The organism is Paenalicyclobacillus cellulosilyticus (assembly GCF_014647315.1).
GTDB classification, from domain to species: Bacteria; Bacillota; Bacilli; order Alicyclobacillales; family Alicyclobacillaceae; genus Alicyclobacillus_J; species Alicyclobacillus_J cellulosilyticus.
Genome location: NZ_BMOY01000008.1, coordinates 1 through 16675, shown reverse-complemented (window position 1 = coordinate 16675; position 16675 = coordinate 1). Strand labels below are relative to the sequence as shown.

Sequence of the window (16675 nt, the reverse complement as noted above, 5' to 3'; positions counted from 1 at the left end):
GCATTTCATGCACGCACTGTCGGGGGCCGTTTTCAAGACCCACGCCATCAACGAGGGTCATGGGAAAGAGGGGAAGGGATGCGGGATCAAACGCCGGACACAGACCGGGTGGAACCGGAGCTTATGGGAGGATGCTCCAATCTTCGACACGCAATCCTTTGACACGTTGGAATTCACGCACATTGTTTGTGACAACGGGAACATCTAAGGATAACGCGTGTGCAGCAATCAAGGTATCGAGCGGACCAATGGGATGACCTTCTTTCTCTAGATCGGCACGTATCTGTCCGTATATCATCGCCGCGTCCATATTGAAATCCACAACCTCAAATGGCAGAAGAAAGGCTTGCAAAGCGGCCAGATTTCGCTCTCGGTGCAGGCTCTTTGCAACCCCGTATTGCAACTCGGCGACGGTCACCACCGATACTCCAATTTCACCGAGGCGGAACGTACGCAGCTTTTGGAGCAATGTATCGGATTTTTGTTTAATCAAATAGATGCAGATGTTTGTATCTAACATGTATCTCATTTTAGAAAAGTTCCTCCCGCGGCGAGTGGGTGGGTTGTTCGCGCCGACACATGTAATCGTCCGAGAACATCTTCAATGATTCAGCCAACACGTCCCATGCGTCATCCGCCGGGAATAGAACCACGGCCTTGCCAACGCGTTTCACGAATACTTCGGTGCCTTGAAAGCGAAATTCTTTGGGCAAACGCACTGCTTGACTGCGACCGGACTGAAAAATTTTAGCTCGTTGCATGTTGTCTCATCCTCCCGGGTGAAGCGCGTGGTATATATCAAGTATATACCATTCACTGCTTCGACTTCACACGGTTCATCTTCTCGAGCGGAGGTCGACGTCGTCACCGGTAGAAACGCTCGCACCACAGCGACGACGGAGGAGCTGATGTCATGCCAAGCGAAATCGTGCAGACGCGGGAAGGGCTGTCGGCCTGCCTGGCCATTCGCCGGGCGGTGTTTGTCGAAGAACAGCAGGTACCGGAGGATGAAGAGATGGATGACTGGGACCGCCTGCCGGTTGGAGAGGAAGCGGCGCCGGTGCACATCCTGGTGCGCACGGACGAAGGCACGCCGGTGGCCACGGCCCGCGTCATCCCGTACGCGGAAGGCACGGCGAAAATCCAGCGCGTGGCCGTGTTGGCTTCCCACCGCCAGCAAGGCTACGGCACCGCCGCCATGGCGGCTGCCGAGGCGGCGGCGCGCCGGCTGGGTTTTGTGCGAGCGGTGCTCGACGCCCAGCTGCAGGCGGAAGGTTTTTACCGGCAGCTCGGCTACCGGCGCGTGAGCGATGAGGTGTTTCTGGATGCCGGCATCGAGCACGTGCGGATGGCGAAAGTTCTGCAGGGCGGGGAAGCAAGCGTGGAGGCCTGATGGTGGGCGGCCGCAGCGCGTCACCCCCGCCGGTTGCCGCAAGTTCCGAGCTGTCGTCCTGCCGGGAGCCGGCCCCTGCTTGCACTTGTCTTGCCGGGCGCGGCGGTTTCCAGGTACAATGACACATGACCGTGCCTCGTGGCCGGGGCAGGGTATGCTGGAGGGTCTGCCGGATAATGGGGTGGGACTGCGCGGAGTTCGTGACCAAAGGGGAGCAAGCGCCGGTGAGGAAATCGAAGGGCTGTATCGAGTCGGAGATCAGCAACGCATTGACGAAGTGGGAAAAGGATTATCTGGGTCGCGGCTCCGTATCGGTCAAAACGGATATTGTGCGGGACTTGATCATTGTATCCTTACAAGGTATCCTTACTTCGGCTGAATATGCGCTGTGCGAGTCCCACGAGGGGATGCTGTCGGTCAAACGCACGCGCAACAGTTTGGTGGAGTCGGGTGTTGAGGGTCTGAAAGACATCATCTATCGTATCACAGGGGAACAGGTGAAAAGCTTTTTCACAGACCTCAGCACACGGACGGGCGAGCGTGTCATGGTGTTTCGCCTGTACAATGACTTGGAGAAGAAATTGACGCAAGGAGAACATTGAGCCACAGGGGCCGCTTTCATCGGGGATTCTTCAAAGCGCCGGCGTGCGTCCGGCGGGTTGAAGGGTAACCGAGGAGAGCGCACGCACGGGAGTTCTTCAGACCGTCTAACGGGACGGGTTGAAGGGAAACCGGCGAGGCCAATCGTTCGGCAGTGGCGGGTGCTGCACCCGCGACTGACCAGGCGATTCGGACCGCGCCGGTTTTTTGTTTGCCCCTGCGCGTTGCGGCGGCAGCTTGGCATCACCCGCCTGCTGCAGCGGCCAGCTCGGGCTGCCGGCTTGGACCCCATGGTGGCTTGCAGCGGACCGATGGTCTCGCGCTGACGGGAGAGGAGGAAGGCGTCATGCAGATGCACGAGGTCATGTTCGCGGCTTGGTTGGGCGCATGGGCCGTGGTGGCGGCCAGTGCGGCCGTGTTGTGGCTGCGGCCCTCGCCCAAACCCCACGTCCGCCTGCACGTCCGCTTGCTCTGGTTGCCGGTGGCCGCGGCGTGCGCGGGTGTGATGGCCGGCAGGTCGGGGGTGCTCGTGGGACCTTGGCGGGCGGACGCCTTGGGCTGGCTGATGGCCCTGTACGTGGCGGCACTGGGCGGCGTCATCCAGCACTTCTCTGTACGCTACTTGCATGGCGATCGCGCATATCCCCGCTATTTTTCGCTGCTCACCTGGACCACGGGTGCCGCCGCCCTCACTTGGATGAGCGATGACCTGCGTTTGCTCGCCTTGTGCTGGGCGCTGATGAGCCTCGGCCTCGTGGGGTTGGTGGCCTTGAAACGCGAATGGGCGCCGGCGCGGGCGGTGGCGGTGTCGATGGCGAAACGCTTCTCACTCGGTGTGCTGGCGGTCGCGGCGGCCGCGGTTTGGCTCGGGATGGCCGGCGGTTCATGGCGCTTGCCGGCAGCCTTGGCGCACGCCCGGGCGCTGCCTGGTTGGGAGCGGGAAGCGCTCTGCGGGCTTTTGCTGGTGGCGGCCCTCATCCAGGCTGGTCAATGGCCGTTTCAGCGCTGGCTCTTGGAATCGGCCGTGACCCCGACGCCGGTATCGGCGGTGATGCACGCCGGGCTGGTGAATGCCGGGGGACTGTTGTTGGCCCGGATGTCGCCCCTCTTCAATGTGGGCGGGACGCTGCCGCACATGGCGCTCTTGCTGCTCGCGTGGCTGTCTGTCCTGATAGGCACCGGCATCAGCCTGGTGCACGTGGACTACAAGCGGCAGCTGGTGGCGTCCACAATGGCGCAGATGGGCCTGATGCTGGTTCAGTGTGCCCTCTCTGCGTACGGGGCGGCCGTCGTGCACCTGGTCTTCCACGGCCTGTTCAAAGCGACCTTGTTCTTGCGATCCGGCTCTGTCGTGCCACGCCCGCAAAGGCAGTGGGGGCTGGCCGCCGCACCGTCCGCGAGGTGGTTCGCCGTGGCCGCGGCGATGGGGGCTGCCACCGCCGTGCTGTATTGGGCCGTCACTCCCCAGGAGCCGGCGCGCTGGCTCAGTGCCATGTTTCTCGGCGCCGGGGCGGCTTTGGCGTGGCGCTATCTGTCTGCGCTCAAGGAGGGCCGGTGGCTCGGCTTCGCGGTTCTGGCGGCGCTGGCGGCGCTGGCGGAACTGGCGCGCACCGGCTTGGCCGGGTTGGTGCGCGCCGCTCTGGCGCCCGCTCAGGCACCCCCTGTGGTGCCCGCAGTGGCGGCGGGCTTGTTGGCCGCCGGTGCTGTGACCTTGTGGGCGCTGGCCGTAAGCCCCACGTCCCAAGCGTTTGTCCGGCTGTATCTCTGGCTGATTCACCTTGGTGAACCAAGACGCGCGGCCATCGAACCCCATCCGCGCTATCTGGCCGCGTACGCGGAGGAGGCAGGTCTGGGATGAACAAAACCGCACTCTCCCTGGCAGGGCAAGCGGCGCAAGCCCGTACTCATGTGCACGCGCCAGCGAACATGACCGTCCGTGAGTTGGTGCGGCAAGCGTCCGCGGTCATCGCGCCGCTTTGGCCCATTGCCGCCTTCATTGCACGCCATCCGTGGATGGAGATGGAGCACTTGTCTTTTGCCGAGGTGGCGGATCGCTTGCAAGACATGCAAGGGGTCAGGCTCTACCCGTCCCGCTCCGTCCTGTCGGCGGCGTTGGCGCGGGGAGAGATTGACGCCAACATCCTGGCGCGTTGCCTGGAGCAATGGCTGGATTTGCAGACGCTGCCCGTGCCGCGGCAAGCCATGGCGCGGCTGTGTCATGCCCTGTTGAAGAGCCAGGAGGAATCTCCGGCGGTTGCGGATGACCTCTTGGACCTGGCGCAGCAAGTCTGCGCCAAGCTGCCTGCCGCCACGGTCCGACACGGCCGTCCCGCCGTGCGGCCCCTCAGCGTGCAATTGGGTGAGCCGGGCCGACGATTGGACCAGCAGATGATCAAGTGGTGCAAGCTGTTTCTGGACGAGGGACAGGCGTTGTGGCCACTGCCTGGGCGTGACGAAGGGTTGTACCGCGCGTGGCGGCGCTTGGTCCCGCTCGATCCGTCCCTCACGCGAACGGAACGGGCGCGGCTGGCCACATGGCCCGAGGACCCGGAGACTGCGTTGGTGCATGCCCTGGCGGTGCTGGGCGTGGCGGAGGACGACCAGGCAGCGTACCTGACAGCGCATGTGCTGGCCTTGCCCGGCTGGGCTGGCATGTTGGCATGGACCTCCCGGAGGGCAGGGCAAGGGGACGAATGGTTGCTGGAATACTTGGCGGTGCGCCTGTCCCTGGAGTGGGCGTTTTGTGCACCCTGGTTGCCGAAGCCGGAGGTGGACGGAGCGGCAACGGGCCATGCGGCAGCAGGCGACAGGGCGGTGCGCGGTGCGGTGGTGCGCGATGCAACTGCAGGCGAGGCTGCGGCGGGTGCAGCCGGGCAGACGGACACAAACCGCGACCCGGTGCGGCTGGTGGCGCTGTGGTTGGGCTATAGCGGGCTGACGCCATCCGCGTTTCGCCAATTGCCGGCGGACGTCCAGGCGGCCTGCATCGCGTGGCTGGATCGCTTCCTGCGGGTGGATCGCTGGCAGCTGTGGCTCGAGGCATGGGAAAGGACGTATGAAACGCGCCTGCGGGCCAGCATCCTCTCCTCCTCGCGGCAAAACGATCCAGCCGCGCAGGGGAAAGAGCCGTCGCCGGTGGCCCAGCTCCTGTTTTGTATCGACGTGCGCTCGGAACCGTTGCGCCGCCAGCTGGAACAAGCCGGTCCTTTCGCGACGTACGGATGCGCCGGATTTTTCAACCTGCCCGTGCAGACGCGGGAGCTGGACAGCCTGTACGCCCATCCTTCGTGCCCGGCCATCGTCGAACCGAAATACGAGATTCGCGAGTGCCCCGCACCTGCCTCGTCCGTAACGTCCTATCGCCGGCGGCGCAACGTGGTGCAATTTGTCGGCGGGGTGTTCAAAAAGCTGAAACAAGACCTGTTGGCGAGCTTGGTCTTGCCCGAAAGCAGCGGGCCTTGGCTCGGGTTGTACACCTTGGCGCGCACCATCGCCCCCGGTTGGGCCGGGAGGCTGTGGCAGCGGGCGGAAGAGGCAGCCTATCACAAACCGCCGACCCAATTGACCCTGGTCCGCGGGGCTGCGGCCGGGAACGGCTGGGAGGACGGCGGACTGCCCGTGGGCTTGACCACGGAAGAGATGGTGGCTGCGGCAGGCGGTCTCCTGCGCACCATCGGGCTTGTCTCCTTTGCGCCCCTGGTGGTGGTATGCGGCCACGAAAGCCGCACCACCAACAACCCGCACCAGGCGGCGCTCGACTGCGGGGCGTGCGGCGGCGCGGCCGGCTGGTTCAATGCCCGCGCCTTTGCCGCGATGTGCAACCTGCGCGCGGTGCGGGAGGGTTTGGCCCGGCAAGGCATCGTCATCCCCGATGACACCATCTTCGTAGCGGCCGAGCACATCACCACCACCGATGAACTGTGTTTCCTCGACGTGCCGCCGCTGTCCGGTCCCGCCCAAGCGGCGCTGCAACGCCTGAAGCAAGCGTTGGCGCACGTGGGGCCGCAGCTCTCTGCGCAGCGGCTCGCCCGGCTGCCGCACGTAGGACCGGTGCGCCGTCCGCATGCGGAAGCCAGCCGCCGCGCGGTCGATTGGAGTGAGGTCCGCCCGGAGTGGGGGCTCGCCGGTTGCGCCGCGTTTGTCGTCGGGCGGCGTCGGTTGACCCAGCATGCCGACTTGGCGGGGCGTGTGTTTTTGCACAGCTACGATTGGCGCCTTGACCCGGAGGGCGAACAGCTCGCGGCCATCGTGGCCGGCCCGGTGACGGTGGCGCAGTGGATCAATTTGCAGTACTACGCGTCCACCGTCGCGCCCCATGTGTACGGCAGCGGCAACAAAGCCACCCAAACGGTGACGGGCGGCATCGGCGTGATGCAAGGCAACGGCAGCGACCTGATGGCCGGTTTGCCGTGGCAGTCGGTGGCCGCCTCCGATCATGCGCTCTACCACGCGCCCTTGCGGCTGCTCGTGGTGATTGAAGCACCGTCCAATCACATCGCGCGCGTGCTCGCGGGCGACGCGTCCTTCCGCCGCAAGGTGGAGAACGGTTGGCTGCGCTTGGCCTCCTTCGATCCGGTGCGCGGGACTTGGGAGACGTGGGAGGCGGATTCTTTGCCCGCACGGCTGTCTCAGGCAGGGTAAACGAGCAGGCAGGAATCCGCGGCAGCGAGCGCGAAGGAACCTTCCCGGGCGGCAAGCCCGCGTATCCCATCCCGCCCCGTGTGACCATGCGGGGGAAGGAGTGAAGCCGGATGTCATCCACTGCCCAGACGGTCCTCCCGCGCTGGCGCGGGTTCAATCTGCTTGAGATGTTCACGCATCGCCACGACGGCAACTTCCGGGAGGACGACTTTCGCTGGATAGCCGAGTGGGGGTTTGACTTCGTGCGCATCCCGATGTCGTACCGGCTGTGGGCGCCCGGGCCCGACGTGTACGACATCCGGGAGGAGGTGCTGGAGAAGGTCGATCGCGCCGTCATGCTCGGCCAGCGCTATGGTCTGCACGTTTCCCTCAACTTCCATCGGGCGCCCGGTTACTGCATCAATCCCGGGCCCGACGAGCCGTTCGACTTGTGGAAGGACAAGGAGGCGCAAGAGGCGTTCTGTTATCACTGGTCGGTGTTCGCCAAGCGCTACAAGGGCATCCCGCCGCACCAGCTCAGCTTCGACCTGGTGAACGAGCCGCCCGTACCGAGCCCGGACGGCATGACGCTCGCGGACTACGAGCGGGTGGTGCGAGCGGCGGTGGCGGCCATCCGCGCGGTGGACCCCGACCGGCTCATCTTCTGTGAAGGGCACTCCATCGGCAACGAGCCGTGTCCAAACCTGGTCGATCTCGGCATTGCCCAGAGTTGCCGCGGCTATATCCCAGCCGGGCTGACGCACTACCGGGCCGGGTGGGTGCCGGGATCGGACAAGTGGCCGGAGCCGGTGTGGCCCGGGGCGACGCAGGGCGGCGAGGCGTGGGACCGGGAGAAACTCCGCCGGCATTACGCCAAGTGGGCAGACCTCGCTCGTCAGGGGGTCGGTGTCCACTGTGGCGAAATGGGGGTGTACAAGCACACACCGCACCACGTGGCGCTCGCTTGGTTCCGTGACGTGCTCGAAATCCTCCGTGAGTTTCACATCGGCTTTGCGGTGTGGAACTTCCGGGGGGAGTTCGGCGTCCTGGACAGCGGCCGCAGCGACGTCGCGTATGAAGATTGGTACGGGCACAAGCTGGATCGCGCGTTGTTGACGCTGTTGCAAGCACATTGAGCGGAAGCGCCCCGCCGCCGGCCGGAAGGCCGAGCGCGCCGGGGCACACCCCGGGTATGCGGGTTGCGGTCGTCCGGGCCCGGGTTATCTGGTCCGCGGTCAGCCGGGCCGCCGTGCCGAGGCCGGCGAAGCGGCGTGGGCGGCTTGCGTGTCGCAGCAGAACAGGGAGTCTTCGTGGGGATGGTCGCCATCCTCGGTTTGGATGGTCACGTGCCCGATGCCAAGATGCACCAGTTCGTGCTCGAGGCGGCGCAAAATTTCTTGGCTCTCGCGGATGGTCTTGTCGCCGTCGATCACGATGTGGCATGAGAGGGCGTTGCGCCCGCTGGTGATGCTCCAGATGTGCACGTCGTGCACATCGCGGATGCCGGCTACGCTGCGGATGGTGCGCACCACCTGGTCCACTTCGATGCCGTGCGGGGTGCCCTCCATGAGGATGCTCACGGTTTGCTTGATGATCCGCCATGCGCCGAACGCAATGAGCAGGGCGATGAGGACGGTGAGCAGCGGATCGACCCACATCCACCCGGTGCAGGCCATCACGATGCCGCCTGCGATAACGCCGGCGGAGGCGGCGGCGTCGCCCAGGATGTGCAGGACGGCGCTTTGGACGTTCAGGTTCGGATGGTGACGCAGGCCAAGGCCCAAATACAGGTTGAGGACCAGGCCGATGGCCGCACTGGCGAACAATACGGCGCTGTGGACCGGCTGCGGATGCAACAAGCGCCGGTACGCCTCCGCCAGGAGCACTCCCGCCACGGCCCACAGGACAAGGCCGTTCAGCAAGGCGGCCAAGATGCCGGAGCGGTGATAGCCGAACGTCATCCGCCGGTCGGCCGGCCGGCGCGAAAGGCTCGTCGCGTACCACGCCAGGGCGATGGCGGCGAGATCGGTCAGCACGTGCCCGGCGTCCGACCACAGGGCCAGGCTGTGCGCCAGCCAACCGCCGGTGACTTCCACGGCCAGAATCAGGAGAGTGATAAAAAACGCCTGGCGCATCTTCCCGGCCGGCGCGTGGGTGTGGAAGACGTCCGCGCCGTGAGGATGGTCATGCGGGTGGCCGTGCAGATGCGGCTGAACACGGTCGTTGCCTTGCGGCTCACGGTTTGCATGCGCCTGCTCGCCTTGGCGCGGGTGGCGTGTCCTTCCCATGCTCCTCCCGTCCCTGTCAACGCTCACGGTGATGGCTTCATTATATCAATTCAATGATCAATACGGGTCGACGATAAACGGGGTCCCGGCGACGACCAAGGTGGGCGCGCCGGACAGTGTATGGATGGCGACCTGCAGGTTCATCCAGTGTGCACCCGTCCAGATGGCGCCGGGGATGGCGGCGGTATACGCGGAGATGCTGGTGACGCCCTCGTCTGCCAACCCTTCCACGGGGTGGGCACCGACGGCGGCCAGTGCGTGCCGGACGCGTTGGTTCGGGGCCAGGGCGCGAATGGTGCCGGCGCTGTCTCCTTCCCCGTCGCTGAAATCGGGAGCCGGCGCGACGCCGCGGATGTAGGCGCTCACCAGGGGCCTGCCGCCCAGGCACTGAACGCTGTGGGCAACACGAGCCACGATGGCGGGAAGCCGGTCCACCCCGTGCCCGTCCGTTTGCCAGCGCACGACGAGCACCGTCTGTGCTTTTGGCGCGGCGGCCGAGCGCGTGACCAGGCTGGTCAGATACAGACGCACGCCGTCGCCCGCGGGGCTCTCTGCGGATACCACCACGCTATGTTCGCCCGGCTGTGCCGCACAACGAATGGCTGCGCGGCGAATGCCGAGCAGGGAAACGAGGCGGCGCGCGTCGGCGGTGAGGGTGGCGCCGGACAGAAAGCGGTCGTTGAGCACGGTGTAGTCGTGGACGAGGCCCGAGGTGGGCGTCGCCCCGGTGGCTTGGTAGGCCCGGAGGAGGCTGCGGGCGGCGCCGGCGGAAGCAAGGGTGGAGTCGGCGCCGGCAGAAGCAAGGGTGGTGTCGGCACCGGCGGAAGCAAAGGCGGCGCCGGATGTTTCCAGGCGGGCCCCTGGGCGCAGTGGTGAGGACGCGAACGGCGGTGACTGCGCCGCACGGCCAGCCGGTTCGGCTGGTCCAAGGCGCACACTTGGCAAGCCCAACGCGATCGCGATGGGCCATGCTGCCCCCGACAGGACGACCCCTGCCGCTGCGGCGAGCCACCGGGTTCGCCGCTCGGTGAAGCGGAGGTGCGTTGCCACGTTCGCTTGGCTCGCATCGGTTGCCCCGCTCGTCCGGCTCCTTCCGCTCGGCCCATGCACGCTGTGCGTCCTGCCTCGGCCGAGCGTACCCCGCATCGTTCGCATCGCCCTTCCCTCCACCGCCGCGTCCTGCGTGACTTGGATTTTTCGGATGGATTGGGCCTTGCCCGTTGCTTGGCCGTGGCCCTGGCCGCGGCCCGAGCCGCGGCCGCTTCACGCATGGCGATTCTATCAATCTTTTTTGCCGGCAAACGGGCAAACTATACGGGGACGGGCGGAGCAGGGAAGAAAACGAGAACGCGCACCCGTTTCGGCCAGGTGCGCGATGGCATCGTTTGGGGTGACCTGTATCGAAAACACGATGGCCCCCGTCCAGGCCAGAGACGTGGGGGCCGTCGCTCATCCCGCAGGAGGGGTTAAACCCTCCTGCCATTTACAAGTATGATTCTAACACGCGCAGCATGATTCGTCCATCGGCCGCAGCCACTCGGTGCGTCGAGGAGGGTTGCGCGTGCGAAGACGGTGGGGCTGCGTTCAACCCGTGCGAACCGAACGATGCATGTCTTCACCCAAGCGCGGTACAATGATGCAGACAGCACACTGCAAACCCAGTCCAAACAAAGCTTGGAAGGCTGTCGGATCGCCGTCATCCGGATGGGCGGCGGTTGAAAGAAGGTGCGTCATGGACGAACGGGAGTGGCACGAGGAGCGAGCACGACTGGCGAAGGTCATGGCGGAGTTGCGCCGGCAGCGGGACGCGCTTTTGGCGAGCCGGGAACAGCGGGCCAAGGCGATTGTCTCGGATCGGCGCGAGATGTGGGAGGAAGCCCCGCACGCGGCGGCGGAGTTCGACGAGGTTGTCGAGATGGCACAGCACGTCGTGCAGCTGGCGGATCGCGAACGGGATTACCGGATATTGGGGGACCTCCTGCGCCGCTTGGAGCGGATGCTGCATTCGCCGTATTTCGCCCGCATCGACTTTCGGTTCGAGGGAGACACCGCTGCGGAGCCTGTCTACATCGGCATCTCGTCGCTCACCGCGGAGGAGACCGGCGAGCGGCTCATCTACGACTGGCGGGCGCCCATTGCGAGCATGTACTACGACTACGGCATCGGCCCGGCCGAGTTCGCGGGTCCGGCCGGGCCGGTGCGTGGCGAATTGGTGCGCAAGCGGCAGTACAAGATCACCGACGGCCGCATTGAGTGGATGTTCGACAGCGACGTCGGCATCGGCGACGACATCCTGCAGTGGATGCTGGGCCGCAACGTGGATGAGAAGATGTCGAGCATTGTGGCCAGCATCCAGCGCGAACAGAACCAGGCCATCCGCGACGACGCGCACGACGTACTGGTGGTCGAGGGTCCGGCCGGCAGCGGGAAGACGTCCATTGCCCTGCAGCGGATTGCGTACTTGCTGTACCGGCACCGGCGAAGCCTGACGTCCCAGAACGTCATGTTGTTTGCCCCCAACCGCATCCTGCACGATTACATCTCCAACGTGCTGCCGGAGTTGGGCGAGGAGAACGTGCAGCAAATGACGTTTCACGAATACGCGGTGCAGCGCCTGGGCGGAGGGCTCGAGGTGGAAGACATGGCGCACCACCTCGAGTACCTGTTGGCCGGCCGGCGGGACGAGGCGTACGCGACGCGGTTGGACGGCATCCGCATGAAGTTTTCACCCGCGTACCTGTCTCTGCTCGACGCTTGGGTGACGGCGTGCGAACAAGCCGGGATGCCTTTTGCCAACGTGGTGTACCAAGGTTCCACCGTGGTGTCGGCGGCGGAGCTTGCGCAGTGGTTCTACGGCAAGTTGGCGCATTTGCCCATCCATCACCGGATGGCCAAGCTGCGCGAGGCGGTGCAAGAGAAACTGGCGCGCCTGGAAGAGCAAAAGCGCCGCCAATACGAGCGGCGGCTGCAGCGTGGCCAGTACGCCGGGAGCGATGAGGAGATCCGCCGTGAGGCCGAGGAGGTGGTCAGTCGCCACTTCCGGCGCATCCGCCTCGAGGTCAGGCGGATGTTCGTCTCGCTCGGCCCGCGTCTGTACGAGCAGATGTACGCCCAGGCAGGCATTCTGGCGCCGCTGGCGGCGGAGGCAGGCGTGGCGCCGGAGCGGGCGGAGGCGGTGCGCGCACAGACGCTGGCGGCCATCCGTGCCGGGCGCGTGCCGTTTGAAGACGTGGCGCCGCTGTTGTACCTGTCGGCGCGTTTGCACGGGACGGCGGTGAACAACCGCATCCTGCACGTGCTGGTGGACGAGGCGCAGGATTATACCCGCCTGCACGCGGAGGTGCTGCGGCGGATGTTCCCGCGCGCCCGCTTCACCTTCCTTGGCGATCCGCGCCAGGCTATCCATCCGTTGGTCACGGCCGATTGGCTGAACGACATCGGCCAGGTGTTCACCGGCACCAGCCATACCACTCTGCACCTGCGCAGGAGCTACCGTTCGACGCAGGAGATTGTCGAGTTCGCCAGGCACATCCTGCCGGGCGGCCGCGAGATCGATCCGGTGCGCCGCGGCGGCGAGAAGCCGCGGCTCGTCCGGGTGGCGGACGAGGATGCGCTCGTGCGTGCGCTGGCGGATGAGGTAGCGCACCTGCAGGGCGACGGGATGCGGGCGATTGCGGTGGTGATGCGCACGGATGCCGGTTGCGCCGGCTTGTACGATGCCCTGGCGGCCGCGTTGCCCGGGTTACGGCGGCTGACGGCGGAGGATGCGGCGTTTCACGCCGGGGTGGTGTTGGTGCCGGTGTACTTGGCGAAAGGCCTGGAGTTTGACGCAGTGCTGGTGGCGGATGCGTCCGACTACCAGGAAGAAGCGGAACGGCGGCTGCTGTACACGGCGTGCACGCGAGCCCTGCACCGGTTGCGGCTGTACGAGTGGCAAGGTGCGCCGTGCCCGCTCTTGGCGCAGGTGCCGGCCGACCTGTACGAGGCGGATGTGCGCGTGTGATGAAACGTGAGATGAACATGGGAGGGATGCGGCGTGAAGATCCATGCCCTTGGCTACTGGGGCACATTCCCGGCGCCCGGTGAGGCGACGACCGGATACCTGGTGGAAACAACTGAAGGGAAGGTGCTGGTGGACTGCGGATCGGGCGTGCTGGCGCAACTGCAGTACGTGTGTCAGGTGGCCGATTTGGCGGCGGTCATCATCACGCACCACCACTTTGACCACATCGCTGATTTGGGCGTGTTGAGCTACGCCGCCTTGATGGCGCGCACGCGCGGCCTGCGCACGGAGCCCATCCCGGTGTATTTGCCGGAAGGGTCGCCGGAATTGACCGAGCAATTGCGCGCAGAGCCGTTGTTGCGCGTGGAACGGATTGACGCCGGCAGCAAGCTGTCCATTGCCGGGATGGACGTGTCGTTCGCGGAGACGGTTCACCCGGTGTACTGCCTGGCGGTGAAGATGGTGCAGGGCGGCCGGACGTTCGTGTTCTCCGCCGACACTTCGGTGTGCCCGCCCCTCGAGGCGTTTGCGGCCGGTGCAGACCTGTTCATCTGCGAGGCGAGCATGTTCATCGGCCAGGAGGAGGCGGCGTTGCGCGCAGGACATCTCACCTCGCGGCAGGCAGGTGAGCTGGCGCGCCGGGCTGGCGCCAAGCGGCTGGTGTTGACCCACTATCCCCGCTACGGTGACGTCGATCAGTTGTTGCGGGAAGCGAGCGAAGCGTTCGGCGCGCCCGTCCCGCGTCTGTCGCCGCGGATGGTGCTGGAGGTGTAGGCGGGCGGCCGGCGTGCAACCGGTGGGCGACCGGGCAACCGGCCGTTGGCGTGCGGGGCGTCGCCACCCGCTTTTGCTGTGAGGCCGTGGGCCGCGGACATGGTCCTCGGCCTACGCTTCAATGGGGCCGCGGATTTTCTCCGCGGATCAACTTCCTCAATCTCGCTTGCCAGCGCATCAAGGTCCGCGCTTCAATGGGGCCGCGGATGTTCTCCGCGGAGCAACTTACCCCGTTGATAATGGCGTCAAACCCGATAACGCGCTTCAATGGGGCCGCGGATGTTCTCCGCGGAGCAACGTTGCCTCTCCGGTTGGGGAGGCTCTTTTTGTGTCGGCCGCTTCAATGGGGCCGCGGATGTTCTCCGCGGAGCAACTCCACCGAATCCAGCCCAGGCCTGACGTGCTTTTCCAGCCTTTTTCCGCGAACCCCTGGACAACACCAGTACGATTTCCGTTGCAGACGCTCTCATTGTAGCACCCTCTTCGGGAAAAAATCCAGACATCTCGCGTATTTCCAGCATTCCGCGAAACCCCCGGGGTTTGGCCATCACTCAGGGTTCGCGTGACTTCGCGATCCGTTTCGGTCATACGCGTTCCCTTCATACGAAGCATATCCCTTCATACGACGTATGGTTGACGTGTCACGCATGGTGGGAGTATGGCTGAAGCACAATCAAATTGTGCATGCATGGGCTGCACCGAACCAAGGTGGCCGCAGGGAAGTGGAGGCCATCAGAGGGATGTGGAGGCCAGCAGGTGGTCATCAGCAGACCCGCCTGTGCCGGCGCTCTTTTGACAAAGGAGGCAACCTCATGACTCACACGCAAACGGCAAAACCCGCCTTCCCGCCGCAACACCAGGCGCGCCAGCCGGGCATCGAGGCGCAGATGACGCCACGGCCGCTGGCGGAAGACCCGCAGTACAAGCCGGCCGGCAAGTTGGCCGGCAAGGCCGCCGTCATCACGGGGGGCGACAGCGGCATCGGGCGCGCGGTTGCCATCGCGTTCGCACAAGAGGGGGCAGATGTCACGATCTTGTATCTCGACGAGCATGAGGATGCGGAGGAGACGAAGGCTCGCGTCGAGCGGTTGGGGCGGCGGTGCCTGACCATCGCCGGCGATATCGGGGACGAGGCTTTTTGCCAGCGAGCCGTGGCCGAGGCGGTAGGGCGGCTGGGGCGCCTCGACGTGCTCGTCAACAACGCAGCCGAGCAGCACCCGCAAAACGGGATTGAATACATCAGCGCCCAACAGCTCGAGCGAACGTTCCGGACGAACATCTTCTCGTACTTTTACATGACCAAGGCCGCCCTGCCGCACATGCAACCCGGCGCCGCCATCATCAACACCACGTCGGTGACGGCGTACAAGGGGAACCCGGTCCTCATCGACTATGCGAGCACGAAAGGGGCCATCGTCGCATTCACCCGGTCGCTGGCGCTGTCGCTCGTAGGGCGGGGCATTCGCGTCAACGCGATCGCGCCGGGCCCGGTGTGGACGCCGCTCATCCCGGCGAGCTTTCCGGCCGACCAGGTGGCGACGTTTGGCACGACGACGCCCATGCAGCGCGCCGCCCAGCCGATGGAGCTGGCGCCAAGCTACGTGTTTTTGGCGTCGCGCGACTCCGCGTACATGACCGGTCAGGTGCTGCACGTCAACGGAGGCGAGATCGTCAACGGGTGAACACCAGTGACAGGTCTCGCGCAAAAAGGTGTGTTTCACGTCAAGACCTCAGCTGGCGCTTGATCTCATGTCTCGAATCAACGGGCGGCCCAGTCCAAACATTTCACCTGGTACACCTGATCCACACTGTTGTTGATCTGAACACGCGTTGGTTATAATGAAAGTGAGACCCTGCCAGAGGCTGACTGGCAGGGCCACGACGGACGGTGCAGCATTCTGTCGGAGTTGATTGGTGACTCGTTCATGGCGACCGGTTGGCTGAGAGCCGGTCGTCACTTCTTTATGGTGAGCTCTACACGCACGAACCACGGCAGCAACGCATGGCCTGTCGGTACGAGCATCACGCGAATACGGAACCACCGCATCAACTCTCACCCCCTCGGTCCCCCGGCAGGAGACGCCGCACCGTCCCACGGCAACCGAGGGGGTGTCACCTTACGACAACACGCTGGCCATCTGGTTGATGGGCCAACTCTGATTGTACCACATCGTGGAACAACTGGATCTTCAATCGATGGACAACACCTTGTGCGCGGCTTCGGCCATCGCCGCTGCTTCCGCAATCCGCGCCTGCGCTTGGGCGACCTTGGGCCTGTCCGCCCACTCGTTCAGCCACTCGGCGGCCAGGGTCAGCTTCCACGCCGCGTCCGCCAGCAGGTCGAGCGCCGCGCGCCAATCGGGATCGTCCACAGGGAGCAAACGCTGCTCGGCCTTGTCCGCGTTTTCTGCGTCCGGCGTTTTCCTCCCCCCTCCTGCTTCAGCCTTGGCGATCTCGCCATCCACCCGCATCTCTTCTGCCATCGCGCCATCGCTGTCCTCGGTCTGCCCGTTTTGCTCTGCCGCCGTGTCGAGTGTTTGTGCCGCGGCGAGCAGCTCGCCCATCAGCTGCTGCCACCATTCATCCTCGCTGAGCAGGTCCACCATCAGCACGCCGCGCAGGTGATCCAGCTCGTGGCAGACCACGCGCGCCAGAGCACCTTCCGCCACGATCAACTGTTCCACGCCGCGGCGGTCTTTCGCCCGCACGGTCACTCGTGCCGGCCGCCGCACCGTCAGGCGCACGCTGGGGATGCTGAGGCATCCTTCACGGCTCTCCTGTTCGCCGTCCGCCGCCACCAGTTCCGGATTGACAAGTTCCCACCTCTCCCAACCGATGTCGACCACCGCTACCTGCAGAGGGACGCCCACCTGCGGTGCCGCGATCCCGATGCCGCCCGCGGCGTGCATGGTGTAGCCGCTCACGCTGTTTGGCGGTGAATTTCTCACCGCCATTGGCGTGAGAGTTGTACCGACATTCCGCCATCTTGGTGGTCGT

General features: G+C 65.2%; 13 protein-coding genes. 8 read left to right on the top strand and 5 right to left on the bottom strand.

What is annotated here, in order from left to right; all coding sequences use genetic code 11:
- Positions 1-121: 121 nt before the first annotated feature.
- Both vapC and vapB read right to left on the bottom strand, forming a co-directional pair.
- Positions 122-529, bottom strand: coding sequence for a type II toxin-antitoxin system tRNA(fMet)-specific endonuclease VapC (gene vapC / locus IEX97_RS03745; RefSeq protein ID WP_188881223.1), 408 nt, complete (start codon positions 527-529; stop codon positions 122-124).
- Position 530: 1 nt separating this feature from the next.
- Positions 531-761 (bottom strand): type II toxin-antitoxin system antitoxin VapB, encoded by a 231-nt coding sequence (gene vapB, locus IEX97_RS03740; RefSeq protein ID WP_188881222.1) that lies wholly within the window; start codon positions 759-761, stop codon positions 531-533.
- 152 nt (positions 762-913) lie between these two features.
- Between vapB and IEX97_RS03735 the strand changes: the two genes are divergently transcribed.
- The 5 genes from IEX97_RS03735 to IEX97_RS03715 all read left to right on the top strand — a co-directional run bounded on the left by IEX97_RS03735 (position 914) and on the right by IEX97_RS03715 (position 7749).
- Positions 914-1393: a GNAT family N-acetyltransferase gene (locus IEX97_RS03735; protein WP_188881221.1), complete on the top strand. Its 480-nt coding sequence runs from the start codon at positions 914-916 to the stop codon at positions 1391-1393.
- Positions 1394-1617: 224 nt separating this feature from the next.
- Positions 1618-1995, top strand: coding sequence for a Na-translocating system protein MpsC family protein (locus IEX97_RS03730; RefSeq protein ID WP_188881316.1), 378 nt, complete (start codon positions 1618-1620; stop codon positions 1993-1995).
- 344 nt (positions 1996-2339) lie between these two features.
- Positions 2340-3851 carry an NADH dehydrogenase subunit 5 gene (locus IEX97_RS03725; protein ID WP_229776352.1) on the top strand — a complete coding sequence of 504 codons (1512 nt, stop codon included), beginning with the start codon at positions 2340-2342 and terminating at the stop codon, positions 3849-3851.
- Positions 3848-6634: a DUF2309 domain-containing protein gene (locus tag IEX97_RS03720; RefSeq protein ID WP_229776350.1), complete on the top strand. Its 2787-nt coding sequence runs from the start codon at positions 3848-3850 to the stop codon at positions 6632-6634. Before IEX97_RS03725 ends, IEX97_RS03720 begins: the two co-directional genes overlap by 4 nt.
- Positions 6635-6744: 110 nt before the next feature.
- Positions 6745-7749 (top strand): glycoside hydrolase family 5 protein, encoded by a 1005-nt coding sequence (locus tag IEX97_RS03715; RefSeq protein ID WP_188881219.1) that lies wholly within the window; start codon positions 6745-6747, stop codon positions 7747-7749.
- Between the two features lie 99 nt (positions 7750-7848).
- Here the strand turns inward: IEX97_RS03715 and IEX97_RS03710 are convergent, their stop codons facing one another.
- Positions 7849-8901, bottom strand: coding sequence for a cation diffusion facilitator family transporter (locus tag IEX97_RS03710; RefSeq protein WP_229776348.1), 1053 nt, complete (start codon positions 8899-8901; stop codon positions 7849-7851).
- A gap of 57 nt (positions 8902-8958) precedes the next feature.
- Positions 8959-10056 carry a YwmB family TATA-box binding protein gene (locus IEX97_RS03705; protein WP_188881218.1) on the bottom strand — a complete coding sequence of 366 codons (1098 nt, stop codon included), beginning with the start codon at positions 10054-10056 and terminating at the stop codon, positions 8959-8961.
- Positions 10057-10633: 577 nt separating this feature from the next.
- Here IEX97_RS03705 and helD point away from each other — a divergent pair.
- From helD to IEX97_RS03690, 3 genes are all read left to right on the top strand, one after another.
- Positions 10634-12904, top strand: a complete 2271-nt coding sequence (gene helD, locus IEX97_RS03700) for an RNA polymerase recycling motor HelD (RefSeq protein ID WP_188881216.1) — start codon at positions 10634-10636, stop codon at positions 12902-12904.
- Positions 12905-12937: 33 nt separating this feature from the next.
- Complete coding sequence (locus IEX97_RS03695) at positions 12938-13678, top strand: MBL fold metallo-hydrolase (RefSeq protein WP_188881215.1); 741 nt, start codon at positions 12938-12940, stop codon at positions 13676-13678.
- 812 nt (positions 13679-14490) lie between these two features.
- Positions 14491-15360: an SDR family oxidoreductase gene (locus tag IEX97_RS03690; protein WP_188881214.1), complete on the top strand. Its 870-nt coding sequence runs from the start codon at positions 14491-14493 to the stop codon at positions 15358-15360.
- Between the two features lie 507 nt (positions 15361-15867).
- Here the strand turns inward: IEX97_RS03690 and IEX97_RS03685 are convergent.
- Complete coding sequence (locus IEX97_RS03685) at positions 15868-16587, bottom strand: peptide deformylase (RefSeq protein WP_188881213.1); 720 nt, start codon at positions 16585-16587, stop codon at positions 15868-15870.
- Positions 16588-16675: the final 88 nt, after the last annotated feature.

Excerpts from the sequence above, each read along its gene's own strand:
- vapB (WP_188881222.1), bottom strand. The coding sequence starts at position 761 with ATGCAACGAGCTAAAATTTTTCAGTCCGGTCGCAGTCAAGCAGTGCGT.
- IEX97_RS03690 (WP_188881214.1), top strand. The coding sequence starts at position 14,491 with ATGACTCACACGCAAACGGCAAAACCCGCCTTCCCGCCGCAACACCAG.
- IEX97_RS03705 (WP_188881218.1), bottom strand. The coding sequence starts at position 10,056 with ATGCGAACGATGCGGGGTACGCTCGGCCGAGGCAGGACGCACAGCGTG.
- helD (WP_188881216.1), top strand. The coding sequence starts at position 10,634 with ATGGACGAACGGGAGTGGCACGAGGAGCGAGCACGACTGGCGAAGGTC.
- IEX97_RS03685 (WP_188881213.1), bottom strand. The coding sequence starts at position 16,587 with ATGCACGCCGCGGGCGGCATCGGGATCGCGGCACCGCAGGTGGGCGTC.
- IEX97_RS03725 (WP_229776352.1), top strand. The coding sequence starts at position 2,340 with ATGCAGATGCACGAGGTCATGTTCGCGGCTTGGTTGGGCGCATGGGCC.
- IEX97_RS03720 (WP_229776350.1), top strand. The coding sequence starts at position 3,848 with ATGAACAAAACCGCACTCTCCCTGGCAGGGCAAGCGGCGCAAGCCCGT.
- IEX97_RS03715 (WP_188881219.1), top strand. The coding sequence starts at position 6,745 with ATGTCATCCACTGCCCAGACGGTCCTCCCGCGCTGGCGCGGGTTCAAT.
- vapC (WP_188881223.1), bottom strand. The coding sequence starts at position 529 with ATGAGATACATGTTAGATACAAACATCTGCATCTATTTGATTAAACAA.
- IEX97_RS03710 (WP_229776348.1), bottom strand. The coding sequence starts at position 8,901 with ATGGGAAGGACACGCCACCCGCGCCAAGGCGAGCAGGCGCATGCAAAC.
- IEX97_RS03735 (WP_188881221.1), top strand. The coding sequence starts at position 914 with ATGCCAAGCGAAATCGTGCAGACGCGGGAAGGGCTGTCGGCCTGCCTG.